The sequence below is a fragment of the Vibrio sp. MEBiC08052 genome (assembly GCF_001506075.1).
Lineage (GTDB): Bacteria > Pseudomonadota > Gammaproteobacteria > Enterobacterales > Vibrionaceae > Vibrio.
Genome location: NZ_KQ947475.1, coordinates 116,713 through 135,409, shown reverse-complemented (window position 1 = coordinate 135,409; position 18,697 = coordinate 116,713). Strand labels below are relative to the sequence as shown.

The following is an 18,697-nucleotide window of genomic DNA, read 5'->3' as shown; positions in this document are numbered from 1 at the left end:
GATGAATAATAAAAATGTCCACCCAAACACTTTTAAAAAAATATCCTCCGGCATAGCCGGAGGTTTTTCATGGGAACGATTGCTACTCTCCCATTTTGTCCTCAATACAACTGGTGCTTTATGTAATCTTGTATCTTGCTGGTATTTTTTCCTACTGTATCAACGCAATACCCTCGACACCAAAATTCTCGATTTCTATATTTGAACTTCAAATGTCCGAATCGCTCATACAGCATTGTAAGCGCCCCATGATCCCACGGGGCGTTTGAGTTTTAATGAGAGAAGTTCCAGAGAAGCAGTGAATTGATATCAGGCTCAGCCTCTGCCAGCTCTTTCATACATTTGACCATGTAATCGTAGAGTACCAACCCGTTAGCTTTCGCTGTCTCAATGATACTGTACAGCAGCGCACTGGCATCGGCACCGTTTGGATTGTTGGCGAACAACCAGTTCTTTCTGCCAATGAACAACGATTTGATTCACCAACTGCTCTTCACTTTCACCGTAGAAACTTGTCTTCTGTATTTCGGTGCAAATACAACGTGATATTTACAATTCCATCTTGTGTGCGCTAAGCTCTTTTCGTTCCACATTGGGACCTCCTTTCAATCTTTTAACTATTGTAGTTGCCAGACCACAAGATATTTTTAACAGATTGAAAGGGGTTTTATAACTGACTCATAGATATAAGCTTTACGGCCCCTCAGCCTAGATGGGGTTTTTCTTTGCACAAGAAACCCTAATTTAAGGGAGGCTAACTATTTGAATAGAAGAGAAACCAATACCTAGCTTTCGAGTATCACTCCCTATACCTAATTCTTTAGGTGAGGAAGGCTCAGGAATAATAAAATCGATTTGATTTTCTTTGCTTGAATTCAAGTCGAATAAAATTTCATATACTGATTCTGTCTTCCATACAAAAAAACTGTGTTCAGTCTGCCCAATTTTAACTTTAAACTTTTTACCATCATTAGGACCATATGGAGTGATATTAATAATAAGCTTGAGTCTTCTAGGTAATGAACTATCAAAATGAAGAGACACAACCGGTCCATCAGACCAGCGTCCCCATGGTTCAACATCAGATAATCCAACCGCATGAACTATACCATTAGTAGGGAATGGATGATTGAAATATACAATCTCACTTATCTCGTCATCGTTCTTATATTCTTTAAAAAACTGTTTATCTCTAGCTATTTTTAGAGCATGGTCAATAGGATCACCAATAAATTTATCAGGCTCTATTTTCCAAAAAAATCTCTTATTCTTGGAACTTACAATATTTGGTTCTCCCAAACTTTCTTTCAATATCTTTATTTGTCGTAAAGATTGTCCAGAAAATCCCCTTAAATCAAGATATACTCCTGAAAAACCTAGTTCTCTAGCGATATCTATCTGTTCTTTAAGACTTAAAGTAGATAACTTCTTGAAAAAGAAATCGCCAAAGCTTCCCTTTTCAACACCATAGCTCCACTTCAAATCTTTTGAATGAAGAAATCCAATAAAGTTGTCATAAGCCCCTAAACCATATTTTAGTGCGTCCTCAGAATAATCAATAAGAGGTGTGGGTTCAGGGAATGGTATATAAGGTAATTGATATATTGCACTACCTTTTGGTAACGATTTCTCAATTGCAGATACAAATTTTCTATCTATTTCTAGATCAGATTTCCTTTGTATATGGCAATCAAGACAGTTACGAGGAGTCTGATCCAATATAGCTAAACATGTTAAAATAGAAATAACTCCATACCGAATATATTTAAGTTTTATCTTGTTAACAACATAATTAATAAAGATAAAAAAAGGAACTATTGCCGTAAATCCAATAAAAACAGAAAGTCGATTCCATGATCTTATTAGTGGTGTTAATAGATAAGAAAATACAGAACCCAGTCCTCCAAATGTTGCAAACATAAAGAGGATAATAAAAATAAACGAAAACAATTTAGTATTATTATCAAAATAATTTTTACTGTCCTTATTACACAAGAGACTAGATGATATAGACATAAAAATTAATAAAATACCAAGACTACCCAAAATACCGAGAGAAGATGTAACATTTTCATTAACGAAATAGCTAGTTTTATTATACACACTGTTAATATGAGAAAATTCTGCTATTCTGTGAGATGTTCTAGGCAAGATCAACTGAGCAAACTTTAACGAGAAAAGTTCAGAGTTACTAGGGTATCTAATTAATTTTTGATTTTCTTCTTTATTATATATAGATAATTCTTTACTATTTAAACTTACAGAATAAGAGTTAGAGAGTACATAATTGGGAATAAAATTGATGATCACACCAATTGCTATTACCGATGATATTAACAATGATTTAATAATATAAGTGTATTTTTTATTTAAAATTCCCCCAATAAATCCAACTGAAGAAATAAGAATACATCCGAAAAAGGCATAATATACACCAAAAGAAGAAAGAGCAACCAACCCAACGCATAGTAGAATATTCTTCTTAATGCTATTCTCGTAAAATAACACCCCCTTATTTCTAAACAGATGGAATGCTAGATAAAACATAGGGGGGACAGATACATAAAAACTTAGAAAAGTATGATCTATTCGATCTATATGATAAGGTAGTAAACTAAATACTATGGATGAGCAAAAGGCAATAAATATATTTATATTGAGACTTCTTATCACTAAATAAGATGAAATAAATACAAATGAAAATCCAAGTAAATAATAAACTTTAAATACAACCCAAAAATCAGAAAATATATATCCTAGTAGTTTTATTATTAGAAAACTACCATTATCTGAAAGAGGATAGTGAATAAAATCACCACCAAATGGATAACCATTACGGGGGCTATAGTATACCCAACCTTCTAAAATTCTTTGAACATACCATGAGCCAAATTTTCCATCGCCATAATATATTGCAGGGACATTAAGGAAGTAATCTAACCCAAGATTAAATCCATAAATTATTATATATGAGATAAAAAATATAAAGATACTGCCTAAAAGCCATATCTTATACTCTTTCTTAAATGGAGTTGTCAGGTTAAGTAGGTCTAATCTCATTATTTCACCTAGCCACGTTAAACATCATCATGAAAGTTAATCCTTTCTTTTTCAATAACTAATGGAAACTTAGATGATTTTGATATTAAATGCCCTACATATTCTCCAACGAGTCCAATGAAAAATATTTGAACAGAACCGAGAAAAAACATTCCAATTACGATGGGAGCAGTTCCTAGAGGAAATTCATCCCAGTAGAATAATTTATATAAAAAATATACAAAAGCAATTAAAAAACAAATTAAACTTAAGATGAATCCAGATAATGTTGCTATACGCAAGGGAACTTTTGAATGACTACATATTCCAAGCATTGCAATATCATAAAGAGAAAAGAAATTTGTTGAAGTAACCCCTCGATGTCTGACAGGTTGACGATAGTAAATTTTTGTTATATTGAAACCTAAATCAACTAATATTCCTCGCGAATAAGGATATGGATCAGGTATATTTCTAATTATTTCAATAATTTTCTTATCATATAAACCAAACCCATAAAAATTTTTTACCAACTTTGTCTCAGAGAGTTTAGCTGTAAGGGTATAATATATTTTTCTAATAAAATACATTGCTGGGGACTCATCACTTTCATTCTTAACTCCAATAACTAACTCATTACCTTGTTCCCATTTCTGTATAAATTCAGGAATTAACTCCGGAGGGTCTTGGAGATCAGCGACCATTAACATAGTTGCATCACCAGAGCCTTGTAATAATCCATAGTGAGGAGATCTTATTGGGCCAAAGTTTCTACTATTTACAATAATTTTCACATTTGGGTCATTTTCTGCTATAGATTTGAGTATTTCTACTGTTTTATCACCTGATGCATTATCTATAAATATATGTTCATAGCTATAATTTTTCAATTCATCAAACTGAATTTTAACTCTTCGATATAATTCTTCTACGTTATCTTCTTCATTGTAACAGGGAGTAACAATACTTATCTTCTTCATAATGATACTTCTACATTAATATTTCACTTAAAAACCCAATATTTAAATATAACCCAGTTAAATATTACAACTGGTGGTATACAAATTATTTGAGAAATATATTCATTAAATAGTAAATTCAGATGGTCTAGCAAAATCAAATTGACAAAATATACAATTATATAACTACTTAAAAATTTAATAAAAATAGTTTTTTTACTTTTCTTATTAAATAAAATTTGTCTATAAGTGTTATAATTAAAAATAACACCTATAACAGTAGCCATCATTAAAGCAATAGAGTAATCTAAGCCGATATAAATAAATATAGAATAGACGGAATATCCAAAAATTGTATTAACTAAACCAATAAATAAATATTTAATAAATTCAAATTGAAAGATTATTTTTAAATTATCTTTATACATCAAAATTAATCACGTTAATTTGAAATAAAATTCAGTCTATCTATTTTAATTTATATAGATAGACTGAATAAAAGTTTAAATGAGGGACTTAATAGCCTTAGCTACATGTTCGATCTGTTCAAGTGTTAAATTATGTCCACTTGGTAAATTAATAGAGCTCTGTCCAATTCTATCAGCAACAGGATTCTCTAAAGTACGAGTAAACATGGGTAAATGGCTCAATGGAGAAAAAACCGGTCGAGAATCAACTAAATTTCCTTTCAGTTTTGCCATGAAATCTGCACGCTGTTCATAGCTAGCCCCAACTAACTCAATTGATGTCATCCAATGTATACTTTTGCATCCTGATAGCTCTTTAGAGACACGAATTTTCTTACAATCATTTAATAAATCACGATAAATAGAGTTAATCTCAATTTTTCTGTTAACTAGTTCATCTACCCGTTCTAACTGTGCTAATCCCATAGCTGCCTGTAAATTAGACATCTTATATTTATAGCCAACTTCTACAGCAGCTAATGGTTTTTCAGGATCTCTACCATGATCACTTAATGATTTGAACCTCTTAAAGATTTCATCATTATTACATAAGAACATACCACCTTCACCAGTAGATAAGATCTTAGCTCCTTGAAAACTAAATGCAGCAGCATCCCCAAAAGATCCCGTTTTTTTACCATCAATTTCAGCTCCAATTGATGGTGCGGCATCTTCAATAATTTTTAAATTATTCTTTTTCGCAAATTCGACAATAGCGGGCATATTAGCTGGGTGTCCATATAAATGAACAGGGATAATTGCTTTTGTCTTGGGGCTTAATAATTTCTCAGCTGAACGAATATCTAAACACCAACTTGTCTCTTCAATATCACAAAAGACAGGTGTGGCACCAACGTACATGACTGCAGATGCTGAAGCAACCCATGTAATATCAGGAACAATAACCTCATCACCAGGTCCAATACCACAGGACAGTAAAGATAAATGTAGCGCACCTGTACAACTGGATGTAGTAACCGCGTGTTTTACACCTATATATTCTTCCATTAGGTGTTCGAACTGGACAATATATTTATTCCAATCATTATTCCAACCATTTCTTACGGCATCATTAACATAGTTAATTTCTTTATCAGTAACACTAGGTCCAGCCGTTAATATAAGTTCGTTAATCATATTTATTAAATCCTTTTTTCCATAACTAGAAAACATCTATCTACATTTGAGTCAGATTCAATCCATTCAATAATTTCACCATCAATAACTTTCTTAAATGTAATTAAATTTGTGGGTATAAATCCAACTCTAGTATATAAAGCTAATGCTTTGGCATTATCTGAAAATACTCTTAATTTTATTTTGTCTGGCCCTAAATTTTCTTTAGTCCATTTCAATAAGAAATTTGTAACATCAGTAAATATTCCTTTATCATCACACTCTGGAGATTTTATTACATTATCTATTTCACATGTGTTATGAGAAAAATCAAAGCTAGAAAGTCCAATATGACCAATAAAATCTCCATTTCTCCTAGATACAAGAAATAATATCCGGTCTTCTCTTTCTATTACACCGTGTTTCAGCCATCGCTTTGTCCCTTCATCTGTAACAGGGAATATCTTCAAGAAAGCATGTTGTGATTTACTTCTCCAATAAGAAAGTAAATTTATGATGTTATCATCATTTATATAATCACTAGTAACTACTTGTAAAAATACATCATCTTTGTCTGTTTCTATCTTAGAATTTAAAATATTATATTTTAAATTATAGATAACATCTTTACTTTTTTTTTCAAAAAAAGATTGTCTTGAGTTCATTTTACAATTCCATATTTAAAATATGTTTAATCATTTTTGAATCAATTAAACATTTTTCTCTTAGATATTCCTGACTGCCAACAATAGAAACAATCTCATCACTAATACCAAGTTTCACTAACTTAGTAGATATTTGTTTATCTGCAATAACTTCAGACAAAATAGTTCCCAAACCACCAGTTTTCTGATGTTCTTCCACACTTATAATTAATGGAAATAATTTCAGTTGTTCTGCTATCCATGTGTTATCTATTGGTTTCGCGGTGTGAAAATCTATTACTGCAATGTCTTTACTTGATTCATCTACAGCCTTTAAAACCTCAGATAAAATGCCACCAATACTAATAATTAAAGCGTCCTTTCCTTCACGTATAATATTTGGCTTACCGATATTCAAAGAAATATTATTAATTTCATTAATATTATTACTTTTTTCTAATCGAAGATATCCAACGCCAGATAAATCAGCTAACTGATGAACAGCCTCGTAACAGTTATGACCATTTGAAGGGACACAAATAGTCACATATGGTAAAACTCTCATAATACCAATATCTTCGGTAGCATGATGAGACATTCCTGCCGGACCATATGTAAACCCTCCTCCCTGAGACACAAGATTAATATTGAGATGATGATAGCAAGCATCATTTCTAATTTGCTCTAAGCATCTTAATGTCACAAAGTTTCCGATAGAATAAACAAAAACTGTCTTTCCTGACTTTGCCAGACCAGCAGCAATACCGATCATAGACTGTTCGGCAATACCTACATTAAAATATTGATTAGGAAATTTTTCTTCGAATACTTCAAATGAACCAAATCCTAGATCACCAGTCAACAAAATAACATTCTTGTCTTTTTCAGCTAGATCTGTAATTGCCTGAACGAAATTAGCTCTCATTCATACCTCCAGAGATTTCTTCCAAGGCTAATTTTAGCTGTTCTTCATCAGGATACTTATAATGCCATACAACCTGATTTTCCATATAGGAAACACCCTTACCTTTAATGGTATCAGCAATAATAACTTTGGGTCTGTCATCTTCCATTGAAGAGAATTCAGCTCTCAATTTTATATGATCGTGTCCATGAATCCTTTGACATCCAACACCAAAAGCTAAGAACTTATCGACCATCGGTTCCAAAGCTATAGTAGCTTCTGTATTTTTAAAACTCTGTAAGTTATTTCTGTCAATAATAATACATAAGTTATCAAGCTTATGATGTGATGCAAAAGCTAATGACTCCCAGTTAGAACCTTCTAGGATTTCACCATCACCCAATAAGACAAAGACCTTATTCTTTAACCCATCAAGCTTTGCAGCTAAAGCTATGCCTACGGCAACAGGTAAACCATGTCCTAATGAACCTGTGGAAAATTCCACTCCTGGTATTCCTTTGTGAGATACATGACCACTATATAAAGAACCATTCTGATAATGCTGGTCTAGATTACTGATTGGGAAAAAACCTCGTTCAGCTAACGTCGCATATAAGGATGCTCCAGCATGTCCCTTACTCAATATAAAAATATCTCTCTCTGGGTCATTAACTGTCTCAGGAGAGATATTTAAAATATCGGTATATAAGACAGCTAAAATATCAACAATTGATAATGCTGAACCTATGTGAGAACTTCTTCCCCGATGAACCATTTTAACTGAATGTTCTCTAACTTTTTTTGCAAGAGATATCGAATCCATATAATTACACCTAAAAATTTAATCCAAAGAACTCTTCGAATTTTTCAATAACAAAGTCTAGATGCTCTCGATGTAATCCTGGGTATACTCCAATCCAAAAAGTATTATGCATGATAATATCAGTATTAGTTAAATCCCCAACAATACGATATTGAATATTTTCAAAATACGGCTGGCGAGTTAAATTTCCTGCGAATAGAAGACGTGTGCCAATTTTATTTTGATCTAGAAACTTCAATAGCTCTACACGTTCAATACCAGAATCAGTGCGAATTGTAATCGGGAAACCAAACCATGAAGGTTCTGAATTATTAGTTGCTTCAGGAAGAATTAAAAACTCTTCACAAGATTTTAGACCTTCATGTAAATAGACGAAATTATCTTTTCTTGCTTGGACTAGATCCTCAACACGGTTCATTTGAGCAAGCCCACAAGCTGCTTGCATATCAGTAATTTTTAAATTATACCCTAAATGGGAGTATGTATATTTATGATCATAACCATACGGTAAAGAACCTAATTGTTGTTCAAAGCGCTTACCACATGTGTTATCACAACCAGGTGCGCAATAGCAGTCTCGTCCCCAGTCTCTAAATGACTCAACCAGTTTGTTCAATTCTTTATTTTTAGTAAATACTGCACCACCTTCACCCATTGTAATGTGATGTGCAGGATAAAAGCTTACTGTTGCAATATCACCAAAGGTACCAACCATTTGGCCATTATATGTAGATCCTAAAGCATCACAGCAATCTTCAATTAACCATAAGTTATACTTATCAGCAACACGGCACACCTCTGTCAAATCGAAAGTATTACCTAGCGTATGTGCAATCATGATTGCTTTAGTTTTTTCAGAAACTGCAGCTTCTATCATTTCTGGTTTTATCTGATATGTTGGAATATCGACATCAACAAACACAGGAATCAATCCATTTTGTATCGAGGGATTAACTGTTGTTGGAAATCCTGCTGCTACTGTAATGATTTCATCTCCAGGCTTTAATCTTCTGTCACCTAATTTCGGAGAAGTCAGAGCCGATAATGCTAACAAGTTTGCAGATGAACCAGAGGTTGTTGTGAGTACATAGGGCACACCCAAATAGTTCCCTAATGCTTTTTCAAATAACGAATTAAAACGTCCCGTAGTCAACCACCCATCTAAAGACGCCTCTACCATCATTTTCAACTCATCAGAGCCAATCACTTTACCAGAAGGCGGTACAGGTGTTTCCCCTGCGACAAAGGGTTTCTGTTCAAAAGCTAAATCTGAATATTTCTCAACAAGATCAGCTATTTGTCCTCTTATTTGATCTTTCAACATTATCTAACCTTCTTAATTGCTGCTATGTACTCTCGGATTTCATTTAGAGTATACTGCTTCATATCTTCGTGGTTAAGCCATGCTTTATACCACTGAATAATTTTTCCTAGGGTCGTATCCAAATCCCAAATAGGTTGCCATCCCAATCGACTCTTCGCTTTTGAACAATCCAATTTGAGATGGTGAGCTTCATGATACTGAGCATCTTCATGTATACGCCAACGAACATCGCCTTCCCACAGATCGGCTAACCGCTCAATTAAAAACTTAACAGGTCTTGCATCATCGTCTTTGGGGCCAAAATTCCATGCTTCGGCAAACTCAGAACCTTTTTCATATAACAACTCGGCTAACCTTATATATCCTGACAATGGTTCTAAGACATGTTGCCATGGTCTAATGGCATTCGGATTTCTAATACTAACTTCAGACTTCTCTGCAAAAGCACTTAAAATATCAGGAATAAGCCGATCTTGTGCCCAATCGCCACCACCGATTACATTACCAGCTCGAACAGATGCAATAGCACATTCATGTTCAGCGTATCTTTCTGGGCTAAAAAATGAGTTCCGATAAGATGATGTGACCAACTCAGCACAACCTTTACTATTACTATATGGGTCATGGCCACCTAACGATTCATCTTCTCTATATCCCCAGATCCATTCTCGGTTTTCATAGCACTTATCAGATGTAATGTTGATAACGGCTTTTACTCCACCAACTCGCCGTACAGCTTCAAATAAATGAACCGTCCCCATAACATTTGTTGAATAAGTTTCGACAGGTTGTATATATGATAAACGAACTAGCGGTTGAGCAGCCATATGAAAGATAATTTCTGGCCTAAACTCTTTAATCGTACGATAGAGATTATCGAAATCTCTTATATCATGTGCAGTCGTAGGTATGTCATCACCAATTCGAGCTTCTTGGAACAAACTTGGACTTGTGGGTACTGCTGATAGTGAATATCCTCTAACATTTGCTCCTAAGTCATGTAACCATAGAGACAACCAGCTTCCCTTAAAACCAGTATTGCCTGTTACTAATACTCTCTTACTTTTCCAGAAACTTGGTTCCATATATCCTCCAACTACCATAGCTTCCAAGGAGCTTCACCCGTTTCCCATAACTTCTCGAGATAATTTTTATCTCTCAATGTATCCATTGCTTGCCAAAAACCACTATGCTCATAAACCATTAACTCTCCATCACTAGCTAATTGATTTAATGGTGATTGTTCCCAAACACACTGATCATTATCAATATAATCAAGTACTTTTGGTGACAAAACAAAGAATCCACCATTAATCATTGCACCATCCCCTCGAGGCTTTTCTCGAAACTTTGTAACCTGTCCATGAGAAATTTCAAGTGCTCCGAACCTTCCAGGAGGATAGATACCCGTCAATGTGGCCATTTTCCCATGAGAACGATGAAAAGAGAGCGCTTTAGTGATGTCAACATCACTAACACCATCACCGTATGTAAAACAAAAAGCTTCATCATTCTTTATATAATCAGCAACTCTTCTCATACGGCCACCAGTCATCGAATGCTCACCAGTATCAACCAGTGTCACACTCCATGGCTCAGCCCTTTTACGATGAACTTCCATCTGGTTAGATTTCATATCAAAGGTTACATCTGACATATGCAAAAAATAGTTTGCAAAATACTCCTTAATAATAATACCTTTATGACCACAACAAATGATAAAATCATTAATGCCATGAACTGAATAGTGTTTCATGATATGCCATAGAATTGGCTTACCTCCAATTTCTACCATTGGTTTAGGTTTTAGAGATGTTTCCTCGCTCAAACGAGTACCTAAACCACCAGCTAAAATTACAGCTTTCATTAGTGTTCTCCATTTCCTAATGGCTTTGTTTATTAAATCTATTTAGATCTGTGGACTACGCTATCTCGCTTAAGCTTGAAGAAAAGATCTTGTTTCATATCTCAGTCATATTTAGCTGAGCTAATAAATAGCATTAACACCGAACTATTACTTGATTATTTATTGAATATAAAATTCATACTAATTTCTGTAATATTTTGAATTAATGAAAACATAAATCAAACATAATATTCAGTACTTACAATCAATATCACGTTTTTCTTTACAATGTTGTCTACATATTTTTCAGAAAAAATTAGCTATATAATAATATATAGAGAAATGAGAATTAGTAATTTATTTTAATTCTAGAATATTTTTAACTAAAAATATTATTTAAACTAATATCAACCAAATTTATACTCACATGTTATCAATATGCATTTTTATTTATTGAAGGAATAAAAGCATCATAATAAAATGAATCTAGTGACATATTCTTATCTACTAATAATTCTCTAGCATCATTGATCATACTTAATGAACCACATGCATAAACACTAACATTTGACAGTGAATCAAAATCTCTATCAACAGCGTGCTGAACATATCGAATATCACTACTCTCTCTAGACAATACTGGTACAAAAGTTATATTATCAAAATCAGCATCAAATTTATAAAAGTCTTTACAATATATCTCGTTATCATATCTCCCCCCCCAATATATGTATTTTTTCCTTGTGTCTTTTTTCTCAATCAGCCCATGAATCATAGATTTTATAGGAGCAATTCCTGTACCTGTTGCTAGAAAAATGAGATCTTTATTATCATCTCTGACAAAGAAAGTACCTTTTGGTCCTTCTATCCTCATTAGTTGTTCTAAATGAATTGGTTCAAAAATCAAGCCTGACATTTTTCCATTAGGAACCCTACGTATATGAAGTTCTAATTCATTTTTATCTGGGGAAAAATTTGCTATTGAATAACTTCTACTAATACCTTTAAAAATTAAATCAATATATTGACCTGGCATATAATTCAGTGTTTTATTAGGTGGCAAACGTAACTTAATAATCACGATGTCTTCAGTTACCTGTTCTAAACTAGATACCTTGCAAGGAATAATTTTAGACTCTATATTAGCTAATTCTGGAAAATAATTAACTTTTAAACTTAAATTAGACAAGGCCTTAGATTGACAGGTAAGAATATAAGATCCTGTCGAAACTTCCTTCATATCTTCGTTTAATGCTGTCCCAGAGATAACTTCAGCCTTACATAATCCACATCCTCCTGTCTTGCAACTATGTTCAAGAGGAATAGATTTAAGAAGAGCATCTTTGAGTATATTATCGTCACTTTCAAAAGTTACCATCGATGGATGAATAGTTATAACATTTGACACGTTTAATCCAATACCTTTAATCATTCACAATAGAAAAAATATTTAAACATACAATTCATGAATATAATACAATCTCATATCCTTTACATATCCAATGATCATCATTCATCAGAAACAAATGGCACAATTCATTTATTTCCTAAAATTTCCAGATAGAGATTAGAATATAACTTACCTAATGAAACATCACTAAAGAGTTTTAGATATCTAGCTCTTGCATTATTTGAATATTCATTATACAAGTCTTGATCATTCGAAATTTTATCTATTGCTTTAGCTAAAGCTTGATAATCATTTGGGGGAATAACTTCACCAGTGAGTCCGTCGACATTAACATAAGAGGTTCCTGTTCCTATTTCGCAAGAAATTAAAGGCTTAGAGAACATTAAACCTTCAACCAAAACCATGCCAAAAGCTTCCGAGCGAAGATGAGATGCTAAAACCATTAGTTTACAGTTGGCTACAAGATCTAATTTTTGCTGCTCTGTAACTCGTCCTGTAAAAATTATATTTTTTATTCCTCTAGCTTTAGCCTTTAAACGTTCTTCTTCGGGACCAGCTCCAGCGATAACTATAATCTTATCTGTCTTTTTAGCAGCATCAATAACTACATGTAATCCCTTATAATAACGAAGAACTCCTAAGTAAAGAACATATTCTGTATCATATAAGCCAAATTTTTCGAGAGTATCATTCTTCAAAGAACTATTATAATCAATAGAAAAGTCTTTTATCCCTAAGGGAATAGTTCTCAATTGCTCTTCACTAACATAATTAATAATAGTTTTACTAGTTTTTGCATAATTATCTGAGGTGACAATAACTTTATCCATTTCTCTAAGCATTTTTGACATCAGCGGCTGGTAAAAATGGAGTATATATTTTTGCCTAACAATATCAGAATGATATGTAATTACTTTAATTTTATTTTTAGAAGAAAAAAAATTCAATACATCACTAAACGGCCAAGGATAATGATAATTAATTATATCTGCCCATTCTGATAATTCTTTAAATTTCTTTATTCCATCTATCCCAGATATATCACACGATGCCGGAGCTAAATGCGACTTGGCTCTTATAACCTCTATACCATCAAAGAATATAGATTCAGGGCTAGGGTCAGGAGAAAGTGTAAAAACCTTAGAGATAATGGAATGTGGCCTTGTATTAATACAAATTTGTCGAATAGCTTCCTGTAGACCCCCAGGAGGATCTGGAAAGAAGGTTCTATATACGTGTAATACTTTAATATGACTCATAAGCAATTAAATATAGCTTCCCTATAAAAAAATAGAGAAGCATATGAAGTTATGGAATTAATAATTCAATAAAAGAAGAACCATCCATTTTTAAGAGTAATTCTTCAGCATTCTTTGACTGAGAAGATAAAAGTGAACTAACTCTTTCAGGATCTAGCACAATTCTATGAATATGCTGTGCTAACTCCGGCAAGTTCTTCTGTGAAAACATTGCAACAGAATTATTAGTTACTTCACGAATAGCCGCTAAATCATAACTAAAAACAAGAGTATTTGATAGCATAGCTTCTAAAATTGGCAAACAAAAACCTTCATGTTCGCTCATAGAAATATATATATCAGATTTTTCATAAATTGACTTCAAAGTATCATCATCAATTTTACCGAGCCATTTCACAGTGTCTTTCTTTAGCCTAAGGCCTTTATTTTCAACCCACTCAAGGTAATCTTTATAAGCCTTATCAGAACCAGATCCCACAATTAATAATTGAGAATTAGAGTTTATTTTATAGTATTCATGAAATAATTCTAAAATATCTTCTATTTTTTTATGACTTTTAATACGACCTACATATAAAAATTTCAACTTATCATTATTAATAGTATCAAATTCAAATGAAATAGATTTTTTACCAATAAGCTTAGGCGGAATAATTTTAATCTGTTCAAGTTTGAGCAGATCAATTCCATGTTCTTGCTCAGTCTCTGACTCATGAGTAGTAGTATCAGAACAACTAGAAAGCAAATCATTCTCTTGTTTTGACATAGCTAATAATTTGGAATGACAAGCCTCAACTAAGACCTTTGCAGAATCATAAGAATTTGAGGCAAATGAATCAAATACATTTAAACTACCTAATTGCGCATATGCTTTTTTACATATAATACTTAATTCAGGATCAAAAACCTGCAATAAGTGGGGATCAGTGATGCCATGATAGTAAGCAATTTTCTCTTCTACATCTAAATCAACAATAGTATCAAGATAAGGGTCGTATGTTGAATAAAAATATAAAATCTTATCATCTGGATGAACTATATCTTTAATACCTGAAACATGATTAATCGTATCATTTAAATGGATATCATATTCTTCTGCATGAAGTTCACACTGAATTCCATTCTGTTTCAACATTTTGTAAAGATCAATACATAGATTACCTACAGCATCACCATAAAAAATATTTCTAGATACTATGTGGATTTTACTAGTCGATAAGAATAAATTTTTTACTGTAGCATATTTTTCAGAATAAACATCTATTACATATTCTTTCTTATATTTTAAATAATCACTTTTTTTTGTAAAAACAGGAACTTTATTAATAAAAATGATCCCGTTAGTAATGTTATCCCGAATAACAACACTCACTAAATAGCGTTTACAATCTACAGTTTCAAAATTCAACCATTTGTTATTATAATTACGTCCTATAGCGTTAACTTCACAAGCATCAAAATCTAAATCAAATTCTACTTCTAACTCATTTTTACTTAATTCACTGATATCGAAAGACCACCAACCTATATGTCCTTCAGGGTGAACTGGGTTATCCATATCATAAATATCTATAACTAATGATATATTTTTATTAACACATCCATCAGATAGGTTAATATTTAATTTTGTTTCGTCTTGTATAACCAGATTTTTCTGAACTAAGCTATACTTGATATCATTTTTTATTCCGTATGCTAAACTCATATCTTTATATACCTTTTTTTAATTCAGAAACAAAATCTTTAGTCATATCTATATATAAATTTCCATTTTTCAACGAGGGTTCAATATGAGAATTCTCATGAAACTCATTAAAAGTAGATATCATAACCATATCTGGTTTATCTTCTAATCCCAAAATGAAGTCAAACCCTTTTTGATAAGTATCACCATCCTTCCTATTAATGACTCTATAAGGATTGTTGTTTCTTATATCATCATCCATTCCAGAATCATCGTAACCAGGAGATACAGTTACAATTTTATATTTCATTTTTGACTTTTGAGAACCATGATATGCTTCAGTCCAAACTTCATTCCACTTAGCTTCACCACATAGCTCTAATGGTGAAAATGGTGTGAATCCATCAAATAAACCAAAGGTACTATTTTTTTCCTTATCACCATCGGGAAGACGTAAGCTAACTGCAATATTTGAGAATTTTTCTGTCTCGATTTTAATATCACCAATTAAATTTTTCTCACCATCATAAACACTCGTCCAAAACCAAAACAGTATCGGTTTATCATCTATCCTCAAATAATTTGGATGATCAGAGTACAACTTACTAATCATTTTAATTGTTTTAGACAATTCATCCATATTACTACTATAAGGGGCGATTTGAATTGCAATTTTTATGTTTTTATTCTGAATTTTTATTATATCAAATAAATGTTGTATACCCATTAATTCAATACTATTAACACCTTGTTCATCAATATGAAGATTAACTGTAATATAGTCTAACCCCATGTATTCAAATAAATCGAGATGCTTTTCAATAATTTGCCCTTTTGTGGAACTATAGTAGCCAAGATATGGTTTATCAGAAACATGACCACTCTTAAGATTATCATTCCAATGAGCAGCCCCAAAACCTTCTCCAAACCACATGTAATATTGGATACCAACTAATGTATCTTCAATTGTAAATGTATCTACCTGCTGATTCGCTTTATCCTCTTCCCAAACTTTAATAAGTATATCCTCTAACTCATCAGCAGCTTTAGACCAAGTGTAATAAGGAACTGTTTTTCGACCATGTTCACCCATCTGTCTAGCAATATCAGGATTTTCTTGCAGAAATGATATTTTCTCTGCAAATGCAGACGGATAAGCTGGAACTAGGAAGGCGTTATTTTCATTGCATACTTCTGTATAACCGCCTTCATTAACAGCAATGATAGGTTTGCCGGCAGCCATCGCCTCAAGAACAACGATACCGAAAGGTTCTTTAATCGGTGAGAACAAAAATGCACATGCTCTCGCCAAGACTAAGCTTAATTCTTTGTTTGATAAACCACTTAAAAAGAAAACACGGTCTTCGATACCAAGTTTCTCAGCTATTTCTATCAGCCTTTCTTTCTCTGGACCATTGCCAATAACCATTAACTGAGCCTCATCTGTTAATGCTATAGACTCAAGCAATAGATTGACTCGTTTATGAGGCCATAATTGACTAATTGTAACAAATAAATTTCTATCAACTGGAAGCTCTATAAAACTCTCAGGTTCAACTCCTGGATATACAATATCTTTAACAGGACAATTATATACATCTTCTAAATATCTGGCAGTATATTTACTATTAGCAACAATATGATCAGGTCTAGATGCTTTATCCATAACATCTATTGTAGATAATGTCGCATTGTAAATAGAATCACCAATACGGTCATAATTATATTTAGGATATATATGAATATTCCTAGAAGCATTTTTTCCGACGGCTTCGACATTTTGCTCATATCTTAAGTCATAAAGAACTCGCAAAGGTTCATGCGGGTACCAAACCATAGGGTGCAGATCAATAATATGTGTCGGCCAAAGGTGTGTATGATATATATCATGATTACCTATCTCTTCTTTCCAGATCTTTGGTAACAATAATGCATTAAGCACCATAGAATTTTCACCTTCAAAATAAGGTGATATTTCAACAAGACTTACATCCTTAGAAATTCCATGCTCATCCAATAGCTTCTGGTTAAAACTAGTTGAATATATAGTAATATCATGCCTATGTTGCCATCTAAAGACACACTCTATTAAATATCGCTCTGCACCACCATATTTTTCTAAAAGTGGGATAACAATACCCATATTCATTTTAGCTTTTTTCAATTTATTTATTTTCTTCATAGACATTTTCTTTATAATTTAACTTAACATAAAAACAAACATGTTTTCATTATTTAATCATTACCTCATTATATATAGAGATTAATTTCTCTGCTGCAGAACTCCATGAGAATGATTTTTTAATACGTTGTGAAAGATTACGTAAACTCTCTTCTTTTGTATTGTTTAAAGCATTATCGATTGCAGATACAATTGAAGAAACATCATCAGGTTTTGAATAAGATACATCATTCAAAAAATACTCTGTTGTTGAACCAACCTCAGTAACAACCACAGGTATCTCCATTGCTGCAGCTTCTAATGCTGCTAATCCCGGAGTTTCCAAAATGCTTGGTAAGACAAAAGCACTAGCACCACAATATGCTGAACGAAATATAGGATCAGAATGATCTATAGAGCCAATATAAATAAGTTGGTCACCAAGTAAATCTCTAATATTTTCATAATAATCATTGTTTCGAATATGACCGATTAAAACTAATTTATAGTCAGGAAACGATTTCATAGCTTCAGCTAAATGTAACTGATTCTTTCTCTCTTCAATGTTTGCAACTGATAATATATATTTATTTTTTATATGAAATTTTTCAAAAAATAAACTTTCATCAATTTTATTTGTAAATGTATCATCGATCCCATTATATACTGTTTTAAATTTATTAATATTTATATTAAGTATTTTGGATAATTGATTACATTCAATATCGGAGTTAGCCACAATAAAATCAGCGATATTAAATTGATCAACTATTTCACCCAGAGGATACAATTCTTTTGTTTCTTCAGTCATCCATAAACTAGATGTTACGACTAATGGAATATTTAATTGTTTAACAAAATTACAGATATGAATAGAGCCACCAACACATGAAAAATAGTGAACTACATCATAATCAGTAAACCTAGGATTCCATGGATCAAAAAAATCCACATGAATTCCCTTTTTCTCAAGTGCTTCTTTATATGCTAATAACTGGATTTCACCACCACCAGGTGTATGAAAAGCCATAGGATAAGTTATAAATAATATTTTCATATT

Annotated in this window: 15 protein-coding genes and 3 pseudogenes; all 18 read right to left on the bottom strand. The window is 32.5% G+C overall.

Translation table 11 applies throughout. The features are described 5' to 3' along the window. Window positions 1-82: 82 nt before the first annotated feature. Window positions 83-227, bottom strand: a pseudogene (locus tag VRK_RS20540) (transposase); the annotation flags it as partial. Window positions 228-272: 45 nt separating this feature from the next. Beyond that, a pseudogene (locus VRK_RS20535) lies at window positions 273-479 on the bottom strand (IS66 family transposase); the annotation flags it as partial. A gap of 21 nt (window positions 480-500) precedes the next feature. Then, window positions 501-593: pseudogene (locus tag VRK_RS20530) on the bottom strand (IS200/IS605 family transposase); the annotation flags it as partial. Window positions 594-744: 151 nt separating this feature from the next. Continuing rightward, window positions 745-3,060 (bottom strand): DUF7024 domain-containing protein, encoded by a 2,316-nt coding sequence (locus VRK_RS00595; RefSeq protein ID WP_059119623.1) that lies wholly within the window; start codon window positions 3,058-3,060, stop codon window positions 745-747. Between the two features lie 17 nt (window positions 3,061-3,077). Next, complete coding sequence (locus VRK_RS00590; protein WP_059119622.1) at window positions 3,078-4,019, bottom strand: glycosyltransferase family 2 protein; 942 nt, start codon at window positions 4,017-4,019, stop codon at window positions 3,078-3,080. A gap of 23 nt (window positions 4,020-4,042) precedes the next feature. After that, complete coding sequence (locus VRK_RS21650; RefSeq protein ID WP_059119621.1) at window positions 4,043-4,426, bottom strand: GtrA family protein; 384 nt, start codon at window positions 4,424-4,426, stop codon at window positions 4,043-4,045. 75 nt (window positions 4,427-4,501) lie between these two features. Continuing rightward, window positions 4,502-5,602, bottom strand: coding sequence for a DegT/DnrJ/EryC1/StrS family aminotransferase (locus VRK_RS00580; RefSeq protein WP_059119620.1), 1,101 nt, complete (start codon window positions 5,600-5,602; stop codon window positions 4,502-4,504). A gap of 5 nt (window positions 5,603-5,607) precedes the next feature. After that, the gene (locus VRK_RS00575; protein ID WP_059119619.1) at window positions 5,608-6,246 is read right to left on the bottom strand and encodes a GNAT family N-acetyltransferase; all 639 of its coding nucleotides are present in this window, start codon (window positions 6,244-6,246) and stop codon (window positions 5,608-5,610) included. Window position 6,247: 1 nt separating this feature from the next. Continuing rightward, window positions 6,248-7,150 carry a transketolase family protein gene (locus tag VRK_RS00570; protein WP_059119618.1) on the bottom strand — a complete coding sequence of 301 codons (903 nt, stop codon included), beginning with the start codon at window positions 7,148-7,150 and terminating at the stop codon, window positions 6,248-6,250. Further along, window positions 7,140-7,952 (bottom strand): transketolase, encoded by an 813-nt coding sequence (locus VRK_RS00565; RefSeq protein ID WP_059119617.1) that lies wholly within the window; start codon window positions 7,950-7,952, stop codon window positions 7,140-7,142. The genes VRK_RS00570 and VRK_RS00565 overlap by 11 nt, the downstream gene beginning before the upstream one ends. 10 nt (window positions 7,953-7,962) lie before the next feature. Then, window positions 7,963-9,276, bottom strand: coding sequence for a lipopolysaccharide biosynthesis protein RfbH (gene rfbH, locus VRK_RS00560; protein WP_059119616.1), 1,314 nt, complete (start codon window positions 9,274-9,276; stop codon window positions 7,963-7,965). After that, window positions 9,276-10,361, bottom strand: coding sequence for a CDP-glucose 4,6-dehydratase (rfbG, locus tag VRK_RS00555; protein WP_059122580.1), 1,086 nt, complete (start codon window positions 10,359-10,361; stop codon window positions 9,276-9,278). Before rfbG ends, rfbH begins: the two co-directional genes overlap by 1 nt. 11 nt (window positions 10,362-10,372) lie before the next feature. After that, window positions 10,373-11,143 carry a glucose-1-phosphate cytidylyltransferase gene (rfbF, locus tag VRK_RS00550; protein ID WP_059119615.1) on the bottom strand — a complete coding sequence of 257 codons (771 nt, stop codon included), beginning with the start codon at window positions 11,141-11,143 and terminating at the stop codon, window positions 10,373-10,375. Window positions 11,144-11,555: 412 nt separating this feature from the next. Then, the gene (locus VRK_RS00545; protein ID WP_157371821.1) at window positions 11,556-12,530 is read right to left on the bottom strand and encodes an FAD-binding oxidoreductase; all 975 of its coding nucleotides are present in this window, start codon (window positions 12,528-12,530) and stop codon (window positions 11,556-11,558) included. Window positions 12,531-12,658: 128 nt separating this feature from the next. Further along, window positions 12,659-13,792 (bottom strand): glycosyltransferase, encoded by a 1,134-nt coding sequence (locus VRK_RS00540; RefSeq protein ID WP_197413042.1) that lies wholly within the window; start codon window positions 13,790-13,792, stop codon window positions 12,659-12,661. A 49-nt stretch (window positions 13,793-13,841) separates the two neighbouring features. After that, window positions 13,842-15,497, bottom strand: coding sequence for a glycosyltransferase (locus VRK_RS00535; RefSeq protein WP_059119613.1), 1,656 nt, complete (start codon window positions 15,495-15,497; stop codon window positions 13,842-13,844). Between the two features lie 4 nt (window positions 15,498-15,501). After that, window positions 15,502-17,658 carry a glycosyltransferase gene (locus tag VRK_RS00530; protein ID WP_059119612.1) on the bottom strand — a complete coding sequence of 719 codons (2,157 nt, stop codon included), beginning with the start codon at window positions 17,656-17,658 and terminating at the stop codon, window positions 15,502-15,504. Window positions 17,659-17,707: 49 nt separating this feature from the next. Further along, window positions 17,708-18,694, bottom strand: a complete 987-nt coding sequence (locus tag VRK_RS00525) for a glycosyltransferase family 4 protein (protein WP_059119611.1) — start codon at window positions 18,692-18,694, stop codon at window positions 17,708-17,710. Window positions 18,695-18,697: the final 3 nt, after the last annotated feature.